14 protein-coding genes are annotated in these 21,515 nt (G+C 37.9%); 6 read left to right on the plus strand and 8 right to left on the minus strand.

The window, feature by feature from the left end; genetic code table 11:
* Positions 1-86 precede the first annotated feature (86 nt).
* The 6 genes from B6A32_RS15195 to B6A32_RS15220 form a co-directional block, all read right to left on the minus strand.
* Positions 87-1,739 carry an alpha-D-glucose phosphate-specific phosphoglucomutase gene (locus tag B6A32_RS15195; RefSeq protein WP_085305609.1) on the minus strand — a complete coding sequence of 551 codons (1,653 nt, stop codon included), beginning with the start codon at positions 1,737-1,739 and terminating at the stop codon, positions 87-89.
* 472 nt (positions 1,740-2,211) lie between these two features.
* Positions 2,212-4,446: a 1,4-alpha-glucan branching protein GlgB gene (gene glgB / locus B6A32_RS15200; RefSeq protein ID WP_085305611.1), complete on the minus strand. Its 2,235-nt coding sequence runs from the start codon at positions 4,444-4,446 to the stop codon at positions 2,212-2,214.
* A 181-nt stretch (positions 4,447-4,627) separates the two neighbouring features.
* Positions 4,628-5,896: a glucose-1-phosphate adenylyltransferase gene (gene glgC / locus B6A32_RS15205; RefSeq protein ID WP_085305613.1), complete on the minus strand. Its 1,269-nt coding sequence runs from the start codon at positions 5,894-5,896 to the stop codon at positions 4,628-4,630.
* A 147-nt stretch (positions 5,897-6,043) separates the two neighbouring features.
* Entirely contained in the window at positions 6,044-8,509 is a 2,466-nt protein-coding gene (locus B6A32_RS15210) for a glycogen/starch/alpha-glucan phosphorylase (protein ID WP_408607677.1), read from the minus strand.
* A 23-nt stretch (positions 8,510-8,532) separates the two neighbouring features.
* Positions 8,533-10,614, minus strand: a complete 2,082-nt coding sequence (gene glgX / locus B6A32_RS15215; RefSeq protein ID WP_085305615.1) for a glycogen debranching protein GlgX — start codon at positions 10,612-10,614, stop codon at positions 8,533-8,535.
* 230 nt (positions 10,615-10,844) lie between these two features.
* A complete protein-coding gene (locus B6A32_RS15220) occupies positions 10,845-11,141 on the minus strand; it encodes an isoamylase early set domain-containing protein (protein WP_085305617.1) in 297 nt (98 codons plus the stop codon).
* A gap of 402 nt (positions 11,142-11,543) precedes the next feature.
* Between B6A32_RS15220 and malQ the strand changes: the two genes are divergently transcribed.
* Positions 11,544-13,745: a 4-alpha-glucanotransferase gene (malQ, locus tag B6A32_RS15225; RefSeq protein ID WP_085305619.1), complete on the plus strand. Its 2,202-nt coding sequence runs from the start codon at positions 11,544-11,546 to the stop codon at positions 13,743-13,745.
* A 168-nt stretch (positions 13,746-13,913) separates the two neighbouring features.
* Here the strand turns inward: malQ and B6A32_RS15230 are convergent, their stop codons facing one another.
* A complete protein-coding gene (locus tag B6A32_RS15230) occupies positions 13,914-14,612 on the minus strand; it encodes a FadR/GntR family transcriptional regulator (protein ID WP_085305621.1) in 699 nt (232 codons plus the stop codon).
* A gap of 162 nt (positions 14,613-14,774) precedes the next feature.
* Here B6A32_RS15230 and B6A32_RS15235 point away from each other — a divergent pair, with 162 nt between their 5' ends.
* From B6A32_RS15235 to B6A32_RS15255, 5 genes are all read left to right on the plus strand, one after another.
* Complete coding sequence (locus B6A32_RS15235; RefSeq protein ID WP_085305622.1) at positions 14,775-15,542, plus strand: SDR family NAD(P)-dependent oxidoreductase; 768 nt, start codon at positions 14,775-14,777, stop codon at positions 15,540-15,542.
* The gene (locus tag B6A32_RS15240) at positions 15,543-16,502 is read left to right on the plus strand and encodes a 2-dehydro-3-deoxygalactonokinase (protein ID WP_085305624.1); all 960 of its coding nucleotides are present in this window, start codon (positions 15,543-15,545) and stop codon (positions 16,500-16,502) included.
* 30 nt (positions 16,503-16,532) lie between these two features.
* Positions 16,533-17,147, plus strand: coding sequence for a 2-dehydro-3-deoxy-6-phosphogalactonate aldolase (locus tag B6A32_RS15245; RefSeq protein ID WP_085305626.1), 615 nt, complete (start codon positions 16,533-16,535; stop codon positions 17,145-17,147).
* 7 nt (positions 17,148-17,154) lie between these two features.
* Positions 17,155-18,054 carry an SMP-30/gluconolactonase/LRE family protein gene (locus B6A32_RS15250; protein ID WP_085305628.1) on the plus strand — a complete coding sequence of 300 codons (900 nt, stop codon included), beginning with the start codon at positions 17,155-17,157 and terminating at the stop codon, positions 18,052-18,054.
* Between the two features lie 158 nt (positions 18,055-18,212).
* Positions 18,213-19,100, plus strand: a complete 888-nt coding sequence (locus B6A32_RS15255; RefSeq protein WP_085305630.1) for an aldose 1-epimerase — start codon at positions 18,213-18,215, stop codon at positions 19,098-19,100.
* Positions 19,101-19,262: 162 nt separating this feature from the next.
* Here the strand turns inward: B6A32_RS15255 and B6A32_RS15260 are convergent, their stop codons facing one another.
* On the minus strand, positions 19,263-21,404 hold the full coding sequence (locus tag B6A32_RS15260; protein ID WP_085305631.1) for an alpha-galactosidase: 2,142 nt from the start codon (positions 21,402-21,404) through the stop codon (positions 19,263-19,265).
* Between the last annotated feature and the right edge of the window lie 111 nt (positions 21,405-21,515).

A 21,515-nucleotide genomic window follows, 5' to 3' on the forward strand; every position in this document is an offset into this window, starting at 1 on the left:
CTATTTATTACTTATTTACGGGCTTGCTAACTTAGGTGCTAACTTAGGTGCTAATTAAGCGCAGTCTAGCGACTCAAAAGTCATTATTATGTAATAACATCAGGCTGAGTTCTGCCAGTAAATTGTTTAATACCCGCCACAGATTCAGCGATTTGAATTAACTCACTCAAGGCTTGTTGTGTTTCTTGTGCTAACAAAGCCGAGTCTTGCTGAAAACAGTCTAAGTAAACTCTTAAGGTGGCACCTTGTGTTCCGGTACCTGAAAGTCTAAAGACGATTCTTCCACCATTTCCTAAATAAATACGAACACCTTGCGCGGTAGTTCTACTGTTATCTACCGGGTCAATATATTCAAAGTCGTCAGCTGATGTCACTTTAACGCCTAAAATTTCTTGGCCTGGTAAAGCGCTAATTTTAGCTTTTAATTGACTGATCATCTCATGCGCATTGGCACTGTCTACTGCTTCATAATCATGACGAGTAAAATAGTCTCGACCATATTGTAACCAATGGTTTTCAACAATTTCACTCACCGGTTGTTTTTTAACAGCGATTAAATTAAGCCAAAACAATACTGCCCATAAACCATCTTTTTCTCTTATATGATCAGAGCCGGTGCCAAAGCTTTCTTCACCGCATAAGGTTATTTTGCCTGCATCTAATAAGTTGCCAAAAAACTTCCAACCTGTTGGCGTCTCAAAACACGGAATATTCATTGCTTCGGCGACACGATCAACCGCTCTACTTGTTGGCATTGAACGCGCCACACCAGCAATGCCTTTCGCATAAGCAGGAATTAGGCTAGCGTTAGCGGTTAATATGGCTAAACTGTCGCACGGATTAATATAAAACGCTTTACCAAGTACCATGTTTCGATCGCCGTCACCGTCTGAGGCAGCGCCAAAATCTAAGCCCTTTTCACCATAAACTAAATCAACTAATTCATGAGCGTGAACTAAGTTAGGATCAGGATGACCACCACCGAAATCGGTTAATGGCACGCCGTTAATAACCGAGCCAACGGGCGCACCTAAGCGGTTTTCAATAATTTCTTTGGCATAAGGGCCATTTACCGCATGCATAGCATCAAAACATAAACGAAAATCACCGGTTGAAATTAAGGCTTTCATGGCTGAAAAATCAAACATTGATTCCATTAAATCTGCATAATCGCTTACGGGGTCAATAATATCAATTTGGCATTGTGCAAGTTGTAGTGTGGCTAAGTTATCAAGGTCAATATCGTCGGCATCAACAGTTGAATATTGCGCCATAGATAAGGTTTGTTGAAATATCGCATCGGTAAGTTTTTCAGGTGCGGGACCACCATTTTCAGCATTAAATTTAATACCAAAATCTTCATCAGGACCACCAGGGTTATGGCTAGCTGATAAAATAATACCACCACAGGCTTCATTTTTACGAATAACACATGAAGCAGCAGGTGTTGATAAAATACCGCCCTGTCCAACTAAAATATGAGAAAAACCATTCGCGACAGCCATTTTAATAATAACTTGTATCGCTTCACGATTATAAAACCGTCCATCGCCACCAATAACTAATTTTTTACCTGCACAAGGCGCTATGGTATTGAACACGGCTTGAACGAAGTTTTCTAAATAACCCGGTTGTTGGAATTGCTTAACTTTTTTTCTAAGGCCTGACGTGCCTGGTTTTTGGTCGGTAAACGCTTGAGTTTTTATTTGCTTCGCTTGGTTCACATGTTCAATTGTCATAATTTACCCTTAAAAAATATTATTGTTATACGTTTTAATTACATGAAGACTTTGCTTAGGCTGAGCTTTATTCCATTAGATTGAATACTTAATTAATGGTTGCCTTGATCAATGCCGTTCTAATACATCAACCTCACCATAAACTTATTTAACCTGAACTCTGGATAAGCAGCACTTGCTCAATGCTCCCTTTTAAGCCATTTCTGCGTTAAAACGTCGATAAATAGCGCGCTATTCATAAACGTTTTGCCTTGGAAATGGCATAAAATGAAGCATTGATGATAGCTATTCGTGATGTTCACCTGGCTATAGCATCTACTTTATTACCTAAGCTTTTGGTTCACTTGAGTTTCAAGCACTCATTATCCAGAGTTCAGGTTATTTAACCCTTCAGATTAACCGCATGCTAAGTGATTGACGGACTAAAGTCCGACCTACAAAAAACGACTTAGCATGCTTTAGTTTTAGCTTTTTACTGTAATTCAAAAATCATGGTAGCAAGTGGCGGTACAGACAATAAAACTTGATGCGCCTGCCCTGCATAAGCCTCATTTACCGAGTTAACACCGCCGCCATTACCAACATTACTACCGCCATAAATACTGCTATCAGTATTTAAACATTCTCGGTAAAAACCAGCTTGTGGAACACCTACAGCAAAGTCTTCGTAATTTGTTGGTGTTAGGTTAACAACAACTAAAGCAGGAGCAGTGCCCTCTTGGCCTTTACGTAAATAAACCAAAATTGATTGCGCACTGTTTTGCGAATCTAACCATTCAAAACCATTGCCGTCACAATCGAGTTCATGCAAGGCAGGAATGTTTCTATAGGCGTGATTTAAATCTTTAATTAGCGTTTGTATGCCTTTATGACTATCGTGTTCAAGTAAATGCCAATCTAAGCTTTGATCATGATTCCACTCGTTACGTTGCGCAAATTCACAGCCCATAAACAAGAGTTTTTTACCCGGATGAGTCCACATAAAGCCGTAATAGGCACGTAAGTTAGCAAATTTTTGCCAATCATCACCGGGCATTTTATTTAATAAAGAGCCCTTACCGTGAACCACTTCATCGTGGCTAATAGGTAAAACAAAATTCTCACTAAAGCTGTAAACTAGGCCGAAGGTCATTTCATTATGATGATGTTGACGATAAATAGGATCACGCTCCATATATTTCAACGTGTCATTCATCCAGCCCATATTCCATTTAAAACCAAAACCTAAACCGCCGCCATCAACCGGTTTTGACACACCAGGCCATGCAGTTGACTCTTCAGCAATCATCATAACACCAGGGTGTTTTGCATAAGATCGGGTATTTACTTTTTGTAATACCTCAATCGCCTCTAAGTTTTCTCTGCCACCATGTTCGTTAGGTAGCCATTGCCCCTCTTCACGGCTGTAATCTAGGTACAACATAGAAGCAACGGCATCAACACGTAAACCATCTATGTGGTATTGATCTAACCAGTAAATAGCGTTGCTGAGTAAGTAGCTTTGCACTTCTGAGCGGCCATAGTTATATATCAGGGTTTTCCAATCTGGATGGAACCCTTTACGTAAATCTTCATGTTCATAAAGGCATGAACCGTCAAATTTACCGGTACCATGTTCATCGGTAGGAAAATGCCCTGGCACCCAATCAAGTAATAAGCCAATGCCAGCTTTATGACAACAATCAACAAAGTATTTAAAGTCTTCTGCACTGCCAAAACGTGCAGTAGGCGCAAACAACCCTATTGGCTGGTAGCCCCAAGAACCGTCAAATGGGTATTCGCTTACCGGCATAAGTTGCAAATGAGTAAAACCCATATCAACAACATAAGGTACTAATTGCTCAGCTAATTCACGGTAAGTTAAATAACTTGGTGAGTGTGAATTATCGCTGTTATTGGTTAAATTTCGTTTCCAAGAGCCAAGATGCACTTCATAAATTGAAACCGCACCATGATAATGATTAGCTGAACTATCACGCTCACTCATCCATTGTGAATCTTGCCATTGATACTTACTCGTTTGACTAACTTTAGAAGCTGTTTCTGGGGCAAGTTGCATCGAAAATGTATAAGGGTCAGCTTTTAGTGGCTGAATTTGTTCATGTTTATCAGATATTTCATATTTATAACTTACATCAGCACAAACATTTGGCAGAAATATTTCCCACACGCCTGAACCAGGATGCTTGCGCATAACATGATGACGGCCATCCCAGAAGTTAAAGTCTCCAACCACAGACACACGAGAAGCATCAGGTGCCCAAACAACAAAGTGCGTGCCCTTAACATTATCAAGGGTAATTTCGTGAGCGCCCATCCATTGATAAGCTTGTTCATGTGTACCTTCACAAAAAAGGTACAGATCTTCACTTTTTAATAGCGAAGGATAACGGTATGGGTCGTCGACAATAACGGTTTCATTTTTGTATGAAACACGTAAACGATAGTCAAAAACATTACGTTTTCGGCCTAATTTTCCTTCGAATAATCCCGCTTGATCTACTTGGTTAAGCTCAGCCACCAAAGCATGCGTTTTAGTATCAATAACTTCAACACTGAGTGCTTCAGGTAAAAAAGCGCGAACAATTAAACCACTGGTCATCGGATGCTTATGTATACCTAATACCGAGAAAATATCTCTGTGTTTAACATTAACTATTGCTGAAACTTCTTCGTTATCTAACAAGCTTTTTGCTAGGTTTTTCATTGTTTTTCCCTAGTATACCGTTAACTTTTTATACGATTACATTACTGAGGTTATTTTGTATGTGATTGTACTTTATAATTAATTTTAATATTTAATATAAACTTAAAAATTAAAAATAATGTGGGTAACTTCATTAAATTTGAAATTACCCTGTACTTAAAGACATGAGCATCAAAAGTGATTAACTTTCGCTTTTCAATTTTGCAAGCATAGTCATGGTGACTAAAACAACACCTTTATCGGTAACTCTAAAGCCATTAGCACGATCATTATCATGATTAATACCAATTTCCATACCTGTTGGGATCTCACAACCTCGGTCGATAATGGCTTTTTTAATTTTACAGTGTCGATTAATAACAGCACCCGGCAAAATAACCGACTCGTCAATATCGCAGTAAGAATTAACTCTGACTTTTGAGAATAACAAGGATCTTTTTACCGTTGAGCCTGAAACAACCACACCACCAGAAACCGTAGAGTCTATAGCAATACCACGGCGTTCATCTTGGTCAAATACAAATTTAGCGGGTGCTGTTTGTTCTTGGTAAGTCCAAATTGGCCAGTTTTCATCATACATATTAAGCTGTGGCTCTGGTGCAACTAATTCCATGTTAGCTTCCCAAAAAGAGTCTAATGTACCTACATCACGCCAGTAAGGCTGTTTCTCACTATCAGGGTCTTTAAACGGAAAAGCAAAAACGCGATGAGACTCAATTATTCTAGGAATAATGTCGTTACCAAAATCACCACTTGAACCTTCTTCAGCGGCATCTTTTTCTAGTTGCTCAAATAAAAACTCAGTGTTGAATACATAGTTACCCATTGACGCTAAAGTTACGCCTGGTTTGCCAGGAACTTCAGAAGGGTTAGCTGGTTTTTCATCAAAACGACAAACACGGCTGTCTTCGTCAACGGTCATTACACCAAACTGACCTGCCGCGTCTTCTACCGATGTTTCAATACAACAAACGGTCATATCAGCTTCGTTAGCGACATGTTGTGCGAGCAATGGACCGTAGTCCATACGATAAACGTGATCACCAGATAAAATCATTACATATTTAGGTAACTCATGTCTGATAATATCAATATTTTGAAATACCGCATCTGCGGTACCGAGATACCAGCCGTCACCCTTTTGTTGAGAAGCTGGCAAAATTTCAATAGATTCACCCAACTCTTTTTTGAAGTGTCCCCAACCACGGTTAACGTGACGAATAAGCGAGTGTGATTTGTATTGAGTAGCAATACCAACACGCCTAATACCTGAGTTAATACAGTTTGATAAAGGAAAGTCGATGATTCTAAACTTACCACCAAAAAAGGTAGCAGGTTTAGCTCGTTTGTCTGTTAGCTCATAGAGTCTCGAACCTCGGCCCCCAGCCAAAACCAACGCATAAGTTTCTTTTGTTAAACTACTTATTCTTCTTTCTACATAATTGGGCATAACGTATCCTTTACCTTTACAAACATTAATTAACGTTCAATAAATAGCGTTTTACTTTTTTTAATACTGCGTTGATTAATAACCTAACCACTCTTATTTAACATAAAAATGGTCAATATATTAACCAACGAGTACATCAGTAAATTACTAAAGCTTCCATATTTCATCTCGATACTGCCTGATCGTATGATCGCTCGAAAACACACCACTTGCTGCAGTGTTTAAAATACTCATTTTGGTCCACAACGTTTGATCTTGATAGGCTTTATCTACACTTCGCTGTGCTTGAAAATAACTGTCAAAATCGTACGCTGTTAACCACATATCATGCGGGTCACGTATTGTTTTTATAATAGAGTCAAAAATATTTGGCTCAAATAAATTAAAGTGACCGCTTTCTAACAAATGCATAACTGATGATAATGTTTCAGAATTAGCTATGATTTCATTAGGTTGATAATTTTCTCGAATATCTGAAATTTCATGAGCCTCAGCGCCGAATAGGAAAAAGTTTTCTTCGCCAACGGCATCTCTAATTTCAATATTTGCACCATCTAAGGTGCCAATAGTTAAGGCGCCGTTCATCATAAATTTCATGTTACCGGTACCAGAAGCTTCTTTACCTGCAGTAGATATTTGCTCAGATAAGTCAGTAGCTGGACAAATAATTTCCATGGCAGAAACATTGTAATTCGGTACAAAAGCAACTTTTAAATACTTAGCTGCTTTGGGATCTAAGTTAATAGTGTCAGCAACATTATTGATTAACTTAATAATCTCTTTTGCCATTACATAACCTGGCGCGGCTTTACCACCAATAAGCACACAACGTGGTGTTATATCAGCGGTGTCGCCTTTGCGAATTCGATCATATAAGCCTATAACGTGTAAAATGTTGAGTAGTTGACGTTTGTATTCATGAATCCGTTTAACTTGTACGTCAAACATCATATTTACATCAAACTTAACACCGGTAGCTTTCTCTACGAAGTCAGCTAAAACAACCTTGTTAGCTTTTTTACTTTCTTGCCATTGTTGTTGAAATGCATGATCTTCTGCAAATTTTGCTAATTGCTCAACATGGGTAAAATCAGCAACCCAATTTTTGTCAATTTTACTTGAAATAAGCTCAGCTAAACTGGTGTTACAGTGCGATAACCAACGGCGCGGTGTAACGCCATTAGTTTTGTTATTAAACTTTTCAGGCCACAGTTGATAAAAGTCATTAAATAACCCGGCTTTTAAAAGCTTGGTATGCAGCGCAGCAACACCATTTACTGAGTAACTCCCAACAATAGCTAAGTGCGCCATGCGAACTTGGGGGTCGTGACCTTCTTCAATTAATGATAAGGCTTGCTGTTTAGCTGAGTCGCCAGGCCACGCAACCGCAACTTTTTGTAAAAAGCGGGCATTAATTTCGTAAATAATCTCTAAAATGCGAGGCAATAAGTTTGCGAATAAGCTTACAGGCCATTTTTCTAACGCTTCAGGTAATAATGTGTGGTTTGTGTACGCCATGGTTTTAGTGGTGATATTCCATGCGTCATCCCATGAGATTGCATAGTCGTCCATCAAAATACGCATTAACTCAGGTACGGCAATACTTGGATGAGTATCGTTTAATTGAAAGCTATTAAGCTCAATAAACTCATCAAAATTATTACCACAGTTTTCAACATAGCTATTAATGGTGTCTTGCAAAGACGCTGAAGATAAAAAGTATTGTTGGCGTAAACGCAGCTCTTTACCATTTTCACTGGTGTCATTTGGATACAGCACCATAGTAATTTGTTCGGCTAAATTCTTTTTAGCCACAGATTCGGTGTAGCTACCTGCGTTAAATTCATCTAAATCAAATTCGTCGGTTGCTTCAGATTTCCATAACCGTAAGGTATTAACTACCCCATTTTGATACCCAGGAATTGGCATATCATAAGGAACAGCTAACACATCATGAGTATCATTCCACTGTCGATACTGTTGACCGCTGCGCTTTGTAATGACATCAACATGACCAAAAAATTTAACTCTAATGGCTTTTTCTGGCGCTGCAATTTCCCAAGGGTTACCGTTGCGTAACCAATTATCAGGATGCTCTATTTGCGCACCATTTTTAATTTGTTGATTAAACATGCCATACTCATAACGAATACCATAGCCAATAACAGGCAAGGCTAAACTAGCACAACTGTCTAGAAAACAAGCCGCTAATCTACCTAAACCGCCGTTACCTAATCCTGCATCATGCTCTGCTTGCTCAACATCTTCTAGCTCACAACAATAGCCTTTTAATGCATCACGCACTGTGTCGTCTAAGTCTAAATTTAATATGGCATTATTGAGTGTTCTACCCATTAAAAACTCTAATGATATATAACCAACACGGCGCTGGTGCCCTCTTGATTCACGAGTTTCTCGCCATTGTGCAACTAAACGGTCACGAATGGTAATAGCCAGGGCGTTATAAAGGTATAAGTGAGAATCTTGTACCTTGTCACGACCTAATGAAAAATGGAAATGGCGCGCTAAATCTTCAGCAAAAGTGTGTTCATTCATTAAAACACTGCCATCTGATGAAGTAATTTCACATATATTTTTTTCGTTATTCACAATGAGTGCTTCCTATTAGTTATTTATTAACAACCGTTTAATAAAACAATTGTTGAAAATGGAGCCATGGTAATTATTCGATCTGCTGGTATGTTTAAAACGTCTTCTTGTTGCGCATTTGTAGTTGTATCTATAGCCACTTGCCAATGCTGAATGTTTTCTATTACTGGTAATTGAAATGCTACTGGCTCAGCACCTGCATGGAAAAGACATAACAGCGATGGACTATTGGGGGCTTTTTCATGAATTAAATATCCCAGTGTCGCTGCGTGATGTGAGTGCCAGTGATCTTTAAGCATTTCAGAGCCTGATGGGTGATACCAAATAATATCAACCGTCGATTTTTTATCATCTTTATGAATAAAGTGATTATGGGTCAACATAGAAAAACGTTTTCTAAGTGCACTTAATTTAGCTGTGAAGCTTTTTAGCTCTTGCGCATATAAAGCGTTGTCATCCCAATCTAGCCAATTTATTTCATTGTCTTGGCAATAGGCATTATTATTGCCTTTTTGTGTACGACCTATCTCGTCACCAGCCAATATCATTGGCACGCCTTGAGATAGCATCAGCGTTGCCATCATGTTTTTAATTTGACGTAATCGGACTGACAATATTTCCGTATCAGTAGTTTCACCTTCAATACCGTAATTACGCGCAAAGTTATCTGAATGTCCATCGCGATTGTTCTCGCCATTGGCTTCATTATGACGATCTTGAAAACTCACTAAATCTCGTAAAGTATTACCGTCATGGCTGCAAAGAAAGTTAATGCTCGCAAATGGTTGACGACCACTGTGCTCAAAAATATCACTAGAACCATGAATTCTGCGAGCAAATTCAGGCAATAAGCCTTTATCGCCTCGCCAATAACGCCTCATGGTGTCACGATAGCGATCGTTCCATTCAGACCATGGTGACGGAAAGCCACCTAATTGGTATCCGCCTGGTCCAATATCCCAGGGCTCTGCAATAACTTTTACACTACTTAAAATAGGGTCTTGTAAAACCGCATCTAAAAAGCCGTTACTTTTATCAAAACCAGATAATTCACGGCCTAAAATCGTAGCTAAATCGAACCTAAACCCGTCAACACCCATCACTTGAACCCAATAGCGTAGGCTGTCCATAACCATTTGTAATACACGTGGATGACTAATGTTTATGGTATTTCCACAGCCGGTATCATTAATATAATAACGCGGCTCTGCTGAATTTAAGCGATAATAAGAATGGTTATCTATGCCTCTGAAACTAAGTGTTGGGCCTAATCGATTACCTTCACAAGTATGGTTGTAAACCACATCAATAAGCACCTCAAAACCGGCTTGATGAAGTTCATCAACCATGCGCTGGAAATCACGAATTTGATGTTGATTTAAATAGTCTTTATGCGGCACAAAAAATGCTAACGAGTTATAGCCCCAGTAATTAGATAGTTCTTTATCAGTGAGAAATTGCTCAGAAATAAATTGCTGTACCGGTAATAACTCAATGGTGGTTATACCTATAGCGCGATAATGGGCGATCATCGCCGGATGACTTATCCCTAAGAAAGAGCCACGTAAAGCTTCAGGTACTTTTGGGTTAAGTGCGGTTAGGCCTTTTACATGACCTTCATAAATAACGGTGTTTTTCCAAGCAATTGGCTTTCTTGGCACAAGCGGCACAGAAGCATCCATAACAACAGCTTTGAGCATAACATCAGCGTTGTCTCTATCGTCGAAAGACAGATCAGACTTTGGATCATGTATGTTGTAGGCAAAGTGTCGCTCAGACCAGGAAAATTTACCTTTTAGCGCTTTCGCATAAGGGTCTAATAATAATTTATGATGATTAAAGCGATGGCCAAACTCGGGTCTGTAAGGTCCATATACCCGATAACCATAAACCAAACCAGCTTTAGCACCTTTTAGAAAACCATGCCAAATATTATGTTCACAAGCAGGTAAAACAAAACGCTTTAATTCTTTATTGCCTTGTTCATCAAAAATACACAATTCAATTTTTTCAGCGTGTGCCGAAAAAATAGCAAAATTAACCCCGGTCTCATCAACAGTTGTGCCTATTGGATAAACTCTTCCGGGCTCCATTTTTAATTGTTCCATGCTTCTCCAGTGAAGAAAAATTAATGACTACTGTAAAATTGATTACAACAGTTCATATTGCTTGAAAAATATAGCAGTACAATTAAGTAAAACTAGCTTTTAAAATCTAAATTTATTATTAATTAAACACAAAACATTAACTTTAGTTCATTTAAAACATTATCTTTTAATAAGTATATGCAAAACCTTGATTTTAGGCTTTGCATATTACTGGTATACCTTGAGTGGTTTTAAGGCGAAGTTAGCACAACACTATTTTCGCTACCAAACTCATTAGCTAAGTATTGATCAGCCTGATAATCGTTTTCCCACTCGGTGTTGTTTAACAAGTACCGAAAGTGGAAACTTCCATCTTTGGGTAATCTTACTTTCGTTTTAAAGCTTTTTGATTTTTTATTAAACTTCATTTCAATCGCTTGCCAGCCATTAAAGTCACCGACTAATGAGGCTGAAGTGACATCACTTCTATTGAATTCAAAAGTCACTTCAGTTTCATCTTTAGTTTTAAAAAATTTCTTAGTTAGCATTGTCATTCTCCATTAATAATGTACTAATTGATTTAACATTACTGATTTTGCTTTATTTAAGTGCTAAATATTACGACGAAGCCCCAATAATGTGCGTTTTCCAATTAAAAATAGCCGATTTATATGTCGACAATATGAAAAAGCATAAATCGAGCCGAATATAAATTTAATATGTCTTAGGTGTATTAATAACCTAACCTTAATAATGTAGCTGTAATGTCAACGATGATGTAACTGAGTTAACTTACTTAACGTAGTAAAATTCTGTAAATAAATTACATAAGTTAAATATACAATGAAAATAAGTAACAATCAAAGCTTTATTTGCTGTAATTATAACCTATAAATTGTTAGAGTTACAAAATCACGTAATTTTATTACACAACAAAAAAGAGTGTCGATATGAATCTCATTGAACAACTAGCAGATTTAGTAGGTTTTCATGCAAGTTATACCGGTACATTTGGTAATAAGGTTTATGCCAAAGACCAGGCCAAAGGTGCACTATTAAAAGCAATGGGCTTCGATTTAGATGAAAGCGCTCTTAAACTAGCGATTAATTCTTTAAGTCAGAGTCAGTGGCTGAATATTTTACCTCCTGTACATATAGCTATATTGGAAGAGCAACAGCACAGCATTAAAGTAAGCCTGCCTAAAATTGGCAATTTATTATTAAATTGGAAAGTCACCCCTGAAATTGGAAGCACTGTTGGCAATGAGGTTGTTGGAGCTTTTAATGTCGAAGAGATGCAAGCCATTGCAGAAATAACCATAGATGACACACATTATTGCCAATATTTATTAACCTTGCCATCACTAGCTCAAGGTTACTATCAATTTACCCTTAGCTTTGGTGAGGCCCAAACTAGCTGCCCACTTATCTTTGCACCTAAAACTTGTTTCAGTGCGCAAGAAGCGTCAGCTAATAAAACATGGGGTTATACAGCGCAATTATATTCTCTAGTGAGTAAAAACAACTGGGGAATGGGCGATTTCACCGACTTGGCTCAACTTGTCGAAAAATCAGCTAAACAACAAGCGGCGGCTATTGGATTAAATCCATTGCACCCACTTTATCAACACAACCCCGCACATCGAAGCCCTTATTCTCCTTCTAGTCGATGTTTTTTAAATCCGCTGTATATTGATATAAGTAAGATTCCAAATTTTGAACTTTGCCCACTTGCTCAAGCAAAGGTAAGCAGCGAGTTATTTCAGCAGCGCATTGCTAATACTAAAGCCAGTAGTTTGATTGATTACCCTGAAGTAGCACAACTAAAATTTGAAATAGCCGAATTATTGTTTGATGATTTTTGCGTAAACCTCAAAGCTAGTTGTCGCAACGAATGCTATATAAAAATGGCTGATGAGTTTGAACAGTTTAAACAAGCCAATGGTAATGATTTACAGCGTTTCGCTACTTTTGACGCTTTGTATGAACATTTTCATCTCGCTGATGAAAACTCGTATGGTTGGCCTGATTGGCCGTTAAGCTTTCAAGACCCAGATAGCGAAGCCGTACACAAATTTAAGCTTTCTCATGCTATACGCATTGAGTACTTTTGTTTCCTTCAGTGGTTGGCCCACCAACAATTAAGTACCGTATCTCAACAAACCATTGATCAGAATATGGCGATTGGTTTATATCTTGATTTAGCTGTAGGTTGTGACGGTTCAGGTTTTGATGTTTGGTCGGACAAAGAAGTTTATGTTGCAGGTGCCTCAATTGGTGCCCCACCCGATGGTATGAATCCGTTAGGACAAAACTGGGGCTTAACACCAATAAACCCTGTAGCTTTGCAACAACAGGGCTATCAACCTTTAGTTAAAGCGTTACGTAGTAGCATGCAATATGCAGGAGCATTACGCATTGATCATATTTTAGGCTTAATGCGTCAGTACTGGGTAGCACCCGGTATGGAAGCCGATGAAGGGGTTTATATCAGTTTTCCGTGGGATGATATTTTACGTATTATTGCCTTAGAATCTCGCCGAAATAATTGTGTAGTCATAGGAGAAGATTTAGGTAATGTGCCTGAAGGTTTTAGTGAAACCATTCAAAATGCAGGACTGTTATCATTTAAAGTCTTATTTTTTGAACGTTGGGAATCAGGTTTATTTAAACGCCCCGATAACTTCCCAGCACAATCAGTAGTTACCGTAGCAACCCATGACACATCTACTTTATCAGGTTGGTGGCAAGGACGAGATTTGGAGTGGCGCCAACAACTTAACCTTTATCCTAGTGAAGAAGCTGGGCATACAGACAGAAACGGACGTGACAGCGAACGTAAAAACCTTATTGCCGCGTTAAATGATCTTCAAGTGATTAATTTGGATAAAGCGCCAGAACTTGAACCTGCCCAAATGAATACAGAATTGACTATTGCCGTACAAAAATACCTTGCTGCTTCTCCTAGCCATATTCAGTTAATTCCTTTGGAAGATGCTATGGAGTGTTTAGAACAAGTTAATATACCGGGTACGATTGATCAGCACCCTAATTGGTTACAAAAATTACCCGTGTCGGTAGAGCATTTTGATCAAACAGAGTCGATAGAAGAGATAGTACTTGCGATGAATGTCGCTCGGCCCAAATTATAATATTAATAATGGTTGGTTGAACATAAAGTGGATAGCCCACTTATAATATATACACTTAATAGGTGAGCTAGTTAAAGCGACTTTACATATAGGCTTGTAGAATAATAACTGTAAAGGTTATTACTGAGCTAGGCTTAACTTGAGCTCGGTCTAAGTTAGGTCTATAAACTAAAGCTGCGAATCAATTAATTCCAATGCTTCTTCTAAAATTGCCGTAACAGCGTCACGCGCTTTGTCTGGGTTACGTGATTTAATTGTATTTAAAATATCAGCATGTTGTTTAACATCAGCCCCTGGTACGCCTTTAATTTTATTGGTATAGCGAATACTAACGCGTAATGCGGTACCAATAAACTCGGTTAATTGGACAAAAAAACGATTTCCACTGGCAACTAAAATACTGGTATGAAAAGCAATATCAGCATCTAAAGGATCATCTAAGCCTTGATCAGCATCAACCATTCTCGATAAAGCTTTATCAATATCTTCTAATTGTTCATAAGTCGCATTAATTGCAGCAAGTGCAGCGGCTTGTGGTTCAATGGCGAGCCGTACTTGAGTAAACTCCTTAAGTAAGGCTAAAGAAGGTTTACTACTTAATATCCAAGTTAGTACATCGGTATCAAACATATTCCAGCTACTTTCAGGTAGCACTCTAATACCTTGTTTAGGTCGAGAAGAAATAAGCCCTTTGGCTGATAACATTTTTACCGCTTCACGGGTAGAGCTGCGGCTAACATTATATTGCACACAAAGGTCAGCTTCAGAAGGTAGACCTCCCCCAACAGGATATGTTCCTTTAACAACCGCAATGCCTAAATCATAGGTAAGTTGATGCGTTAAATTTTGTCTAGGTGAGGGTTTCATTTTTTTCTTCCAACAAGGTATTATTAATAAGTTATATCATATTTAATTACATATAATTATGATATAACTTTATCTTGTTAAAAAAAAGTAAAAAATTTAGCGTTAATATGCCGGTATTTTAGGCACATAATTATAGATATATAAAGTGTTTGGAGCAGGATAATGAGTTTATCTACTCAATATAAAAGTTTAAAGGATAAAGTTGTTTTTATTACCGGTGGTGCTGGTGGCATTGGTGCATCAATGGTTAAAGCATTTAGAGCACAACAAGCAAAAGTAGCTTTTATCGACTCAAACAAAACAATGGCTGAAGCATTAATTGATTCATTGCCACAATCACCAGACAACGAGCTTTGGTATAAAACGGTTGATGTTACCGATTCTGAAGCCCTTCAGGCCTCTGTTCATGAAGCAGTAGAACATTTTGGCGGCATAGATGTGTTGGTTAATAACGTTGGTAATGATCATCGCCAAGATATTGAAAATATTTCAGCTTACGATTGGCATAAATGTATGCAGGTTAATTTAGATCCTGCTTTCTTTGCCGCACAAGCTGCTTATAAAACCATGAAAAATCAAAATTATGGCAGTATTATTAACTTTAGTTCAATCAATGCTTTGATTGGTCTACAACACATGACCGGCTATGTTACGGCTAAAGCGGGCTTAATGGGAATGACTAAAGCATTATCAAAAGAGTTTGGTGAGCATAATATTCGAGTCAACGCTATCGTTCCGGGTTGGGTAGCTACAGAACGGCAATTATCAAGCTGGTTAACAGATGAAGAAGAGCAAAAATGGATGGAATCCATGGCTTTAAAAAAGAGAATTTTGCCTGAAGATGTTGCTAACTTGGCACTTTTTTTAGCGTCTAACGACAGTGCTCTTATCACCGGACAAGGTATTATAATTGATGGTGGGAGAACTTAATTGACAGCTTATAGCTATATTATTGCAGTTGATTGGGGCACCAGCCATTTACGGGCATTTCTTTGCCAAATAAACGCTGACAAAACCTTAAGCTTAACAAAAGAAGCTTATGGCTTAGGTGTTAATAAAGTCGTTGATAGTTTTGAAAAAACATTATTCGACTGCATTGAACCATGGGTTACACAGCATGGAAAAGTTCCTATTTACATGATGGGTCAAATTGGCTCAAGTATAGGTTGGCAAGAAACCGAATACCTTCCATGTCCAACAAAACTCGGCAATATACCATCAAAATGTACTAACTTCGTTTGTTCTGGTCATCAAATTAGTATCGTTCCTGGTTTAAGTTGCCGCTTAAAAAATGATAATTACGACGTTATGCGTGGCGAAGAGTTACAAGTTCTTGGTTGGCTACAATTAAACCCTGAAAATTTTTCTAATACTCATTTAGTCTGTCTGCCCGGAACACACACGAAATGGGTTTTAATTAACAATGGTAGTATTGAATTATTCAAAACTGCTATGACCGGCGAGTTATTTGATCTTTTAACTAACCACAGCATTCTCATTAAAAAAAATCATGCGACCTTCGATGAAGCGTCTTTTCAAAAAGGTGCCGATTTTACTTTAAAAAGCGAATTAGGCAGCTTTACGCATGGCTTATTTAGCGTCAGAAGTAAGCAACTTTTCGGAGAGTTAACCGATTCTCAAGCCTATTCGTACCTCTCAGGGTTACTGATAGGAAGTGATGTTAGAGCCGCAATGAACGCCGAAGAATGGCAATTAGCTGCATTAGGTGAAGTTACCATTATAGGTGCACCACATTTAAGTCAGCAATTTTCGCAAGTACTTAATATGCATGGTATAAAAACCAATATATGTAAAGTAACAGATATGACTTTATTGGGCTTTAATGCTGTATATCAGCAAATAATTGCGCTTTCTTCAAAAAATCAATAAAACTGTATTTATATTTGATAAGGAAATAACGTGGAAACCTTTATTAAAAACCACCCCGTTATAGCTATTTTGCGAGGCGTAAACCCCAATGAAGTTGTCGATATTGCGCTTTGTCTTTACCAACATGGCATTCGTGTTATTGAAGTTCCGCTAAATTCACCTAACGCATTAGATTCTATTGCCAACTTAGTCTCAAGTATGCCAAAAGATTGTTTAGTTGGTGCGGGTACGGTGTTAACTTTAGCGCAAGCAATACAAGTTGAAAACACTGGCGCTAAACTGATAATTTCTCCTCATTGTGATACTGGTATTATTGAATATTGTATTTTAAAAAATCTCCATGTAATTCCTGGCATAGCAACCGCTACAGAAGCATTTTCTGCTTATCATGCTGGCGCAAGATGGCTAAAGCTTTTTCCTGCACAAACTTATGGGTTTTCACACATAAAAGCACTGAAATCAGTTTTACCAAACGATGTTCATATAATCCCTGTTGGCGATGTTTCAAAAAGCAATATGTTACAATGGCTTGCAGCTGATGCAAGTGCAGTAGGTATCGGCAATGGCCTATATAAATCTGGTGACAAACTAGCACAAGTAAAAAAGAGCGTTACATTACTAAACGAAAATTTAACTACAATTTAAATATTTTATGATTAAGAAAACCTTAGCAGCCGAACTTATTGACATTATCCCCTGCCAATGCCAATTAGGTGAAAGTGTACTGTGGCATGCAAAGCAACAGGCTATATATTGGGTAGACATTGAAAACGCTGATTTATACCGATTTTTTCCCATTAACCAAGTTTTAGAAAAGTTCTCGTTACCACAACGTATCGGAAGTTTTGCATTTACCAATAACGCCGATCAAATCATTGCCGCCTTTGAACAAGGCATTGCCCGATATAACCTTAATACAGGGCAATTAGAGTGGATAAATCAGCCTGAACTTCACGTTGCAGGCAATCGCTTTAACGATGGTAAAACCGATCGCCAAGGGCGGTTTTGGGCTGGCACAATGGTAGAAAATTCAAATTTATCTGCACAAAACGGGGCTCTGTATTGTTTAGATCATCAATTAGATTGTCATCAGAAAATAACAAATTTACAAATATCTAATGGCTTATGTTGGAACAACGCTGGCGATACTCTTTACCACACTGACTCATTAACCCATAAAATATTTCAATATGACTTTTGTAAAGATACTACCGAAATTACCAATAAGCGCTTATTTGCCCGCACCATTACATCGGCATTTCCTGATGGCTCAACCATAGATGCACAAGACAATTTATGGAATGCTCAATGGGGCAATAGTAAAGTCGTTAGGTATAATAAAGAGGGTGACATCGACTTTGAAATTACCTTACCCGTATCGCAGCCTTCATGTGTTTCTATTGGCGGGCCAGATCTCGATTGGTTAATCATCACGAGTGCAAAAAAAGACTTAACTGCAAGCGAACTGGCTAAAGCCCCACTGTCTGGCAATGTATTTATTTATAAGTTACAAGGTGCAACTGGAGTAGCTGAACCAATTTGTACTATTTAGGATAATTTAACGGCAATTAGCTACACATTATCATAAACTAATATGAAAATATGCTAGATAAACTGTAGAGAAATATCTTTCAATTTACTCATTACTAGACAAAAACACAGTTAAATGCTTTAATTATTTTATATTATAAATAATATTTAATTAACTTTATGACTGCTATATTTCTAACTAATAATGTCGCTAAAGTAGAAATTTCACCAAGCTTAGGTGGTGCTATTTTAGTTTATGAGGCAAAATTGAATGATAAATTTGTCCCCATTTTAAGAAAAACAGATAACGTAAAGTCTGTTTTAGCAAGTAACTGTTTTCCCTTAATACCCTACTCTAACCGCATAAGAGAAGGAAAATTTACATGGCAAGAAACAAATATATCACTGCCACTTAATCACTTACCCGAAAAGCATAGTATTCATGGCCATGGCTGGCAGTTACCTTGGACCATTACAGAACAATCTGAACAGAGCTTAACCTTAGAATATCATTATCGTGTTGCTGAATGGCCATATTCTTATAGCGCTAAACAAGTTTTTATACTTGAAGAAAAAGCGTTGAGCATTACTTTGACGATGAAAAACACTGATAATTGCTTAATACCCGCAGGTTTAGGGCTACACCCTTATTTTAATTTAACCAAGGAAACATTAATTCAGTGTGAAGTAGACAAAATGTGGGCGGTAGATGATGAATGTATGCCAACACAGTTAGTAGTGAAACCTGCGGCAATGAATAGATCGGCCGGATTTCCCGTTCATGGCAGTAGTTTAGATAATGTTTTTACCGGTTTTAATGGTCATGCAACAGTAACATGGCCCGAACTCAGTGCAAAAGCTAACATTAGCACAAGTTCAAACTGTAAATTTTTAGTTATCTATAGCCCCCAAAATGAAGACTTTTTTTGTTTCGAACCGGTAACTCATAGTACAGATGCAATCAATATGGCTGAAAAAGGCATTGAAAATACCGGTGTCACGGCTTTAAAACCTAACGACGCAATGTCTATATCAATGAAAATTTCTCCAGAAGTATTCGTTATATAACACTTACCACGGGAGAAATTTTAAGTGAAGTAAAGCACTTGAATGCTTTACTTCAAAAGCAAGAGCCCTACCCTGAAAAAATGCGAGTTAACTAAACTTTACAATTTAGCTAACTCGCATTTATAAAAACAACGATTATAAATCAGTTATACAATCGTTTTATCACGAGTTCTTTACTTCATTCAACTCAAAAATTAACGAAGATTGTGGGAATAATACAGGTAGTTGCATACCCATTTGCATAAGTGATGCACCTGTATACACCTGTTTTTCAATAACACTCAGTACTGAAGGAGAGTACTCTTTAAGCTTAGTAGGCCAAACAAGCGATAACTGATAGGTTTTTTCGGTATCTAAGCCAACAAAACGGTATTTCGGTGGTGTGGTTCTCTTAGTTTCATTAACACTATTATAAGCAAAAAGTGCTTTCGATTTATCTGTATTAATAAGACCAAAATTAATCGAGTCTCCATCACGATTAAAGCGCACTAACTCGCCAGTGTGGATTAATTTACGGTGTTTTTTATGTAAAGCAATAATGGTTTTTAACTGCTCACATTCAAGTTCGGTGAGTTCTCTTGGGTCCATTTCAAGTCCCATATGACCAAAGAATGCCACGGCTGCTCGCATTTCCATGCTCACTATACGACCAGTAATATGACATTCTCTTGGACCAACATGTGCGCCCATTATTTCACTTGGGAAGAAGAATGAACAACCACGTTGAATAGATAGTCTGTCTAAGGCATCATTTGAATCAGAAGTCCAAACACGATCAGTATGCGCTAACACACCGTAGTCAACTCTCGCGCCACCCGATGAACAGCTTTCAATTTCAACATGTTGATGCTTATCTTTAATTCGGTCAATAAGTTGGTACACTGCTTTTGTTTGCAGATGAATTGCTGGTTTACCTAAGGCATTTCCGGCGTGGTTGATATCTCGGTTCATATCCCACTTTATGTAAACTATTTTTGGGTATTCAACCAAAATGTCATCAATAGCATTAAATAGATACTCAACCACTTCATCTCGTGTTAAATCTAACACTAATTGATTTCGAAAATTTAACTGTGCATTACCGTCTGTAGATAAAACCCAGTCAGGGTGGGCACGGTATAAGTCACTATCAGGGTTAACCATTTCAGGTTCAAACCATAAACCAAACTCCATCCCCTTTTCATTAACATGGTCAATTACCGGCGATAAACCCTCTGGATAGATCTCTTTATCAACTACCCAGTCGCCCAAACCTGCAAAGTCACCGCGACGGCCTTTAAACCAACCATCGTCTAAAACAAAACGCTCAGCGCCTAATCCTGCAACTTTATCAGCCAAGCTTTTTAAGGTATCAACATCATGATCAAAATATATTCCTTCCCATGTATTGTAATGAACTGGGCGAGGTTTTTGACTTAGCTTAGGTGAAAGCAGCTTAGCGCGAACAAACTGATGAAAACAACGAGATAAAGCGCTAAAGCCTTTATCTGAATACGCCGCATATAATGTCGGACTTTCATAAGACTCATTAGTCGCAAGCTCTAATTCACCCGGCATAAGAAGCTCACCTAACTGTACGTAGCTTCGCCCTTCAGCTAAAAGCTCTGCGCGCATTTTGTGATTACCACTCCAGCCAAGATGAAAGCCATAACACTCGCCAGCTTGTTCATGTGTAAAGTTATTATGCATAACCATACCTGGAAAGTTATCGTGCGAGGTTTTACCTTTACGGTTTTCACGCACAAAACTTCCTAAAAATAAATCAAGAGAATTACACTGAAACTCATTTGACCAGCGTCCTTCAAACGACATAATTTTATTCATTTGATCAGGTAAAGTTATTGTTGGTGCAGCACACCAGTTAACTGATAATGGTTGTTCACCTAAATTAACCACTTTAGTTGAAGCTGATAAAACATCAGTCTCTTTATGTAATGATAAAGTATGAATTAATTTAATATTTCGAATTGTATCGACGGTTTCAAAAATTACATTTTGATCGTCAGATTGAACAATATTAGCTAACTCTCCGCCAAACGACCAAGCATAGTCATGATTATTTAATTCAAGACCCGGCGCACCAGTGAAACCTTCGCCTACTAAAGGAGATAAAGAAATAGGCGCTTCGATAACCAATGAGCACTTTGCTTCTTGTCGTGTCGACAACTGGGTTAACATTTGTGCAGAGGTTTGTTTAGATAACACCTTTCCCCAATAAAGAATTGCTGGTGTTTTATTCTGACAGTCAACAATTAAGCTAGAATTAGTACTATTAAGTTGAACATAGTGCTGGGATGGTTTCATGGTAAACGTCCTTCATCTTGAAATATTTTACTGATATTTTGATAGTTACAATTAGCAGGGTTAAATTTAAAAATTTAAAACGGCACGATAAAATTACAAAGCATTATTTTA

The organism is Colwellia polaris, assembly GCF_002104515.1.
Lineage (GTDB): Bacteria > Pseudomonadota > Gammaproteobacteria > Enterobacterales > Alteromonadaceae > Cognaticolwellia > Cognaticolwellia polaris.

Bases quoted from the DNA above. Each gene is read 5' to 3' on its own strand.
- B6A32_RS15195 (WP_085305609.1), bottom strand. From the start codon at position 1,739: ATGACAATTGAACATGTGAACCAAGCGAAGCAAATAAAAACTCAAGCG.
- glgB (WP_085305611.1), bottom strand. From the start codon at position 4,446: ATGAAAAACCTAGCAAAAAGCTTGTTAGATAACGAAGAAGTTTCAGCA.
- glgC (WP_085305613.1), bottom strand. From the start codon at position 5,896: ATGCCCAATTATGTAGAAAGAAGAATAAGTAGTTTAACAAAAGAAACT.
- glgX (WP_085305615.1), bottom strand. From the start codon at position 10,614: ATGGAACAATTAAAAATGGAGCCCGGAAGAGTTTATCCAATAGGCACA.
- B6A32_RS15220 (WP_085305617.1), bottom strand. From the start codon at position 11,141: ATGCTAACTAAGAAATTTTTTAAAACTAAAGATGAAACTGAAGTGACT.
- malQ (WP_085305619.1), top strand. From the start codon at position 11,544: ATGAATCTCATTGAACAACTAGCAGATTTAGTAGGTTTTCATGCAAGT.
- B6A32_RS15230 (WP_085305621.1), bottom strand. From the start codon at position 14,612: ATGAAACCCTCACCTAGACAAAATTTAACGCATCAACTTACCTATGAT.
- B6A32_RS15235 (WP_085305622.1), top strand. From the start codon at position 14,775: ATGAGTTTATCTACTCAATATAAAAGTTTAAAGGATAAAGTTGTTTTT.
- B6A32_RS15250 (WP_085305628.1), top strand. From the start codon at position 17,155: ATGATTAAGAAAACCTTAGCAGCCGAACTTATTGACATTATCCCCTGC.
- B6A32_RS15255 (WP_085305630.1), top strand. From the start codon at position 18,213: ATGACTGCTATATTTCTAACTAATAATGTCGCTAAAGTAGAAATTTCA.
- B6A32_RS15260 (WP_085305631.1), bottom strand. From the start codon at position 21,404: ATGAAACCATCCCAGCACTATGTTCAACTTAATAGTACTAATTCTAGC.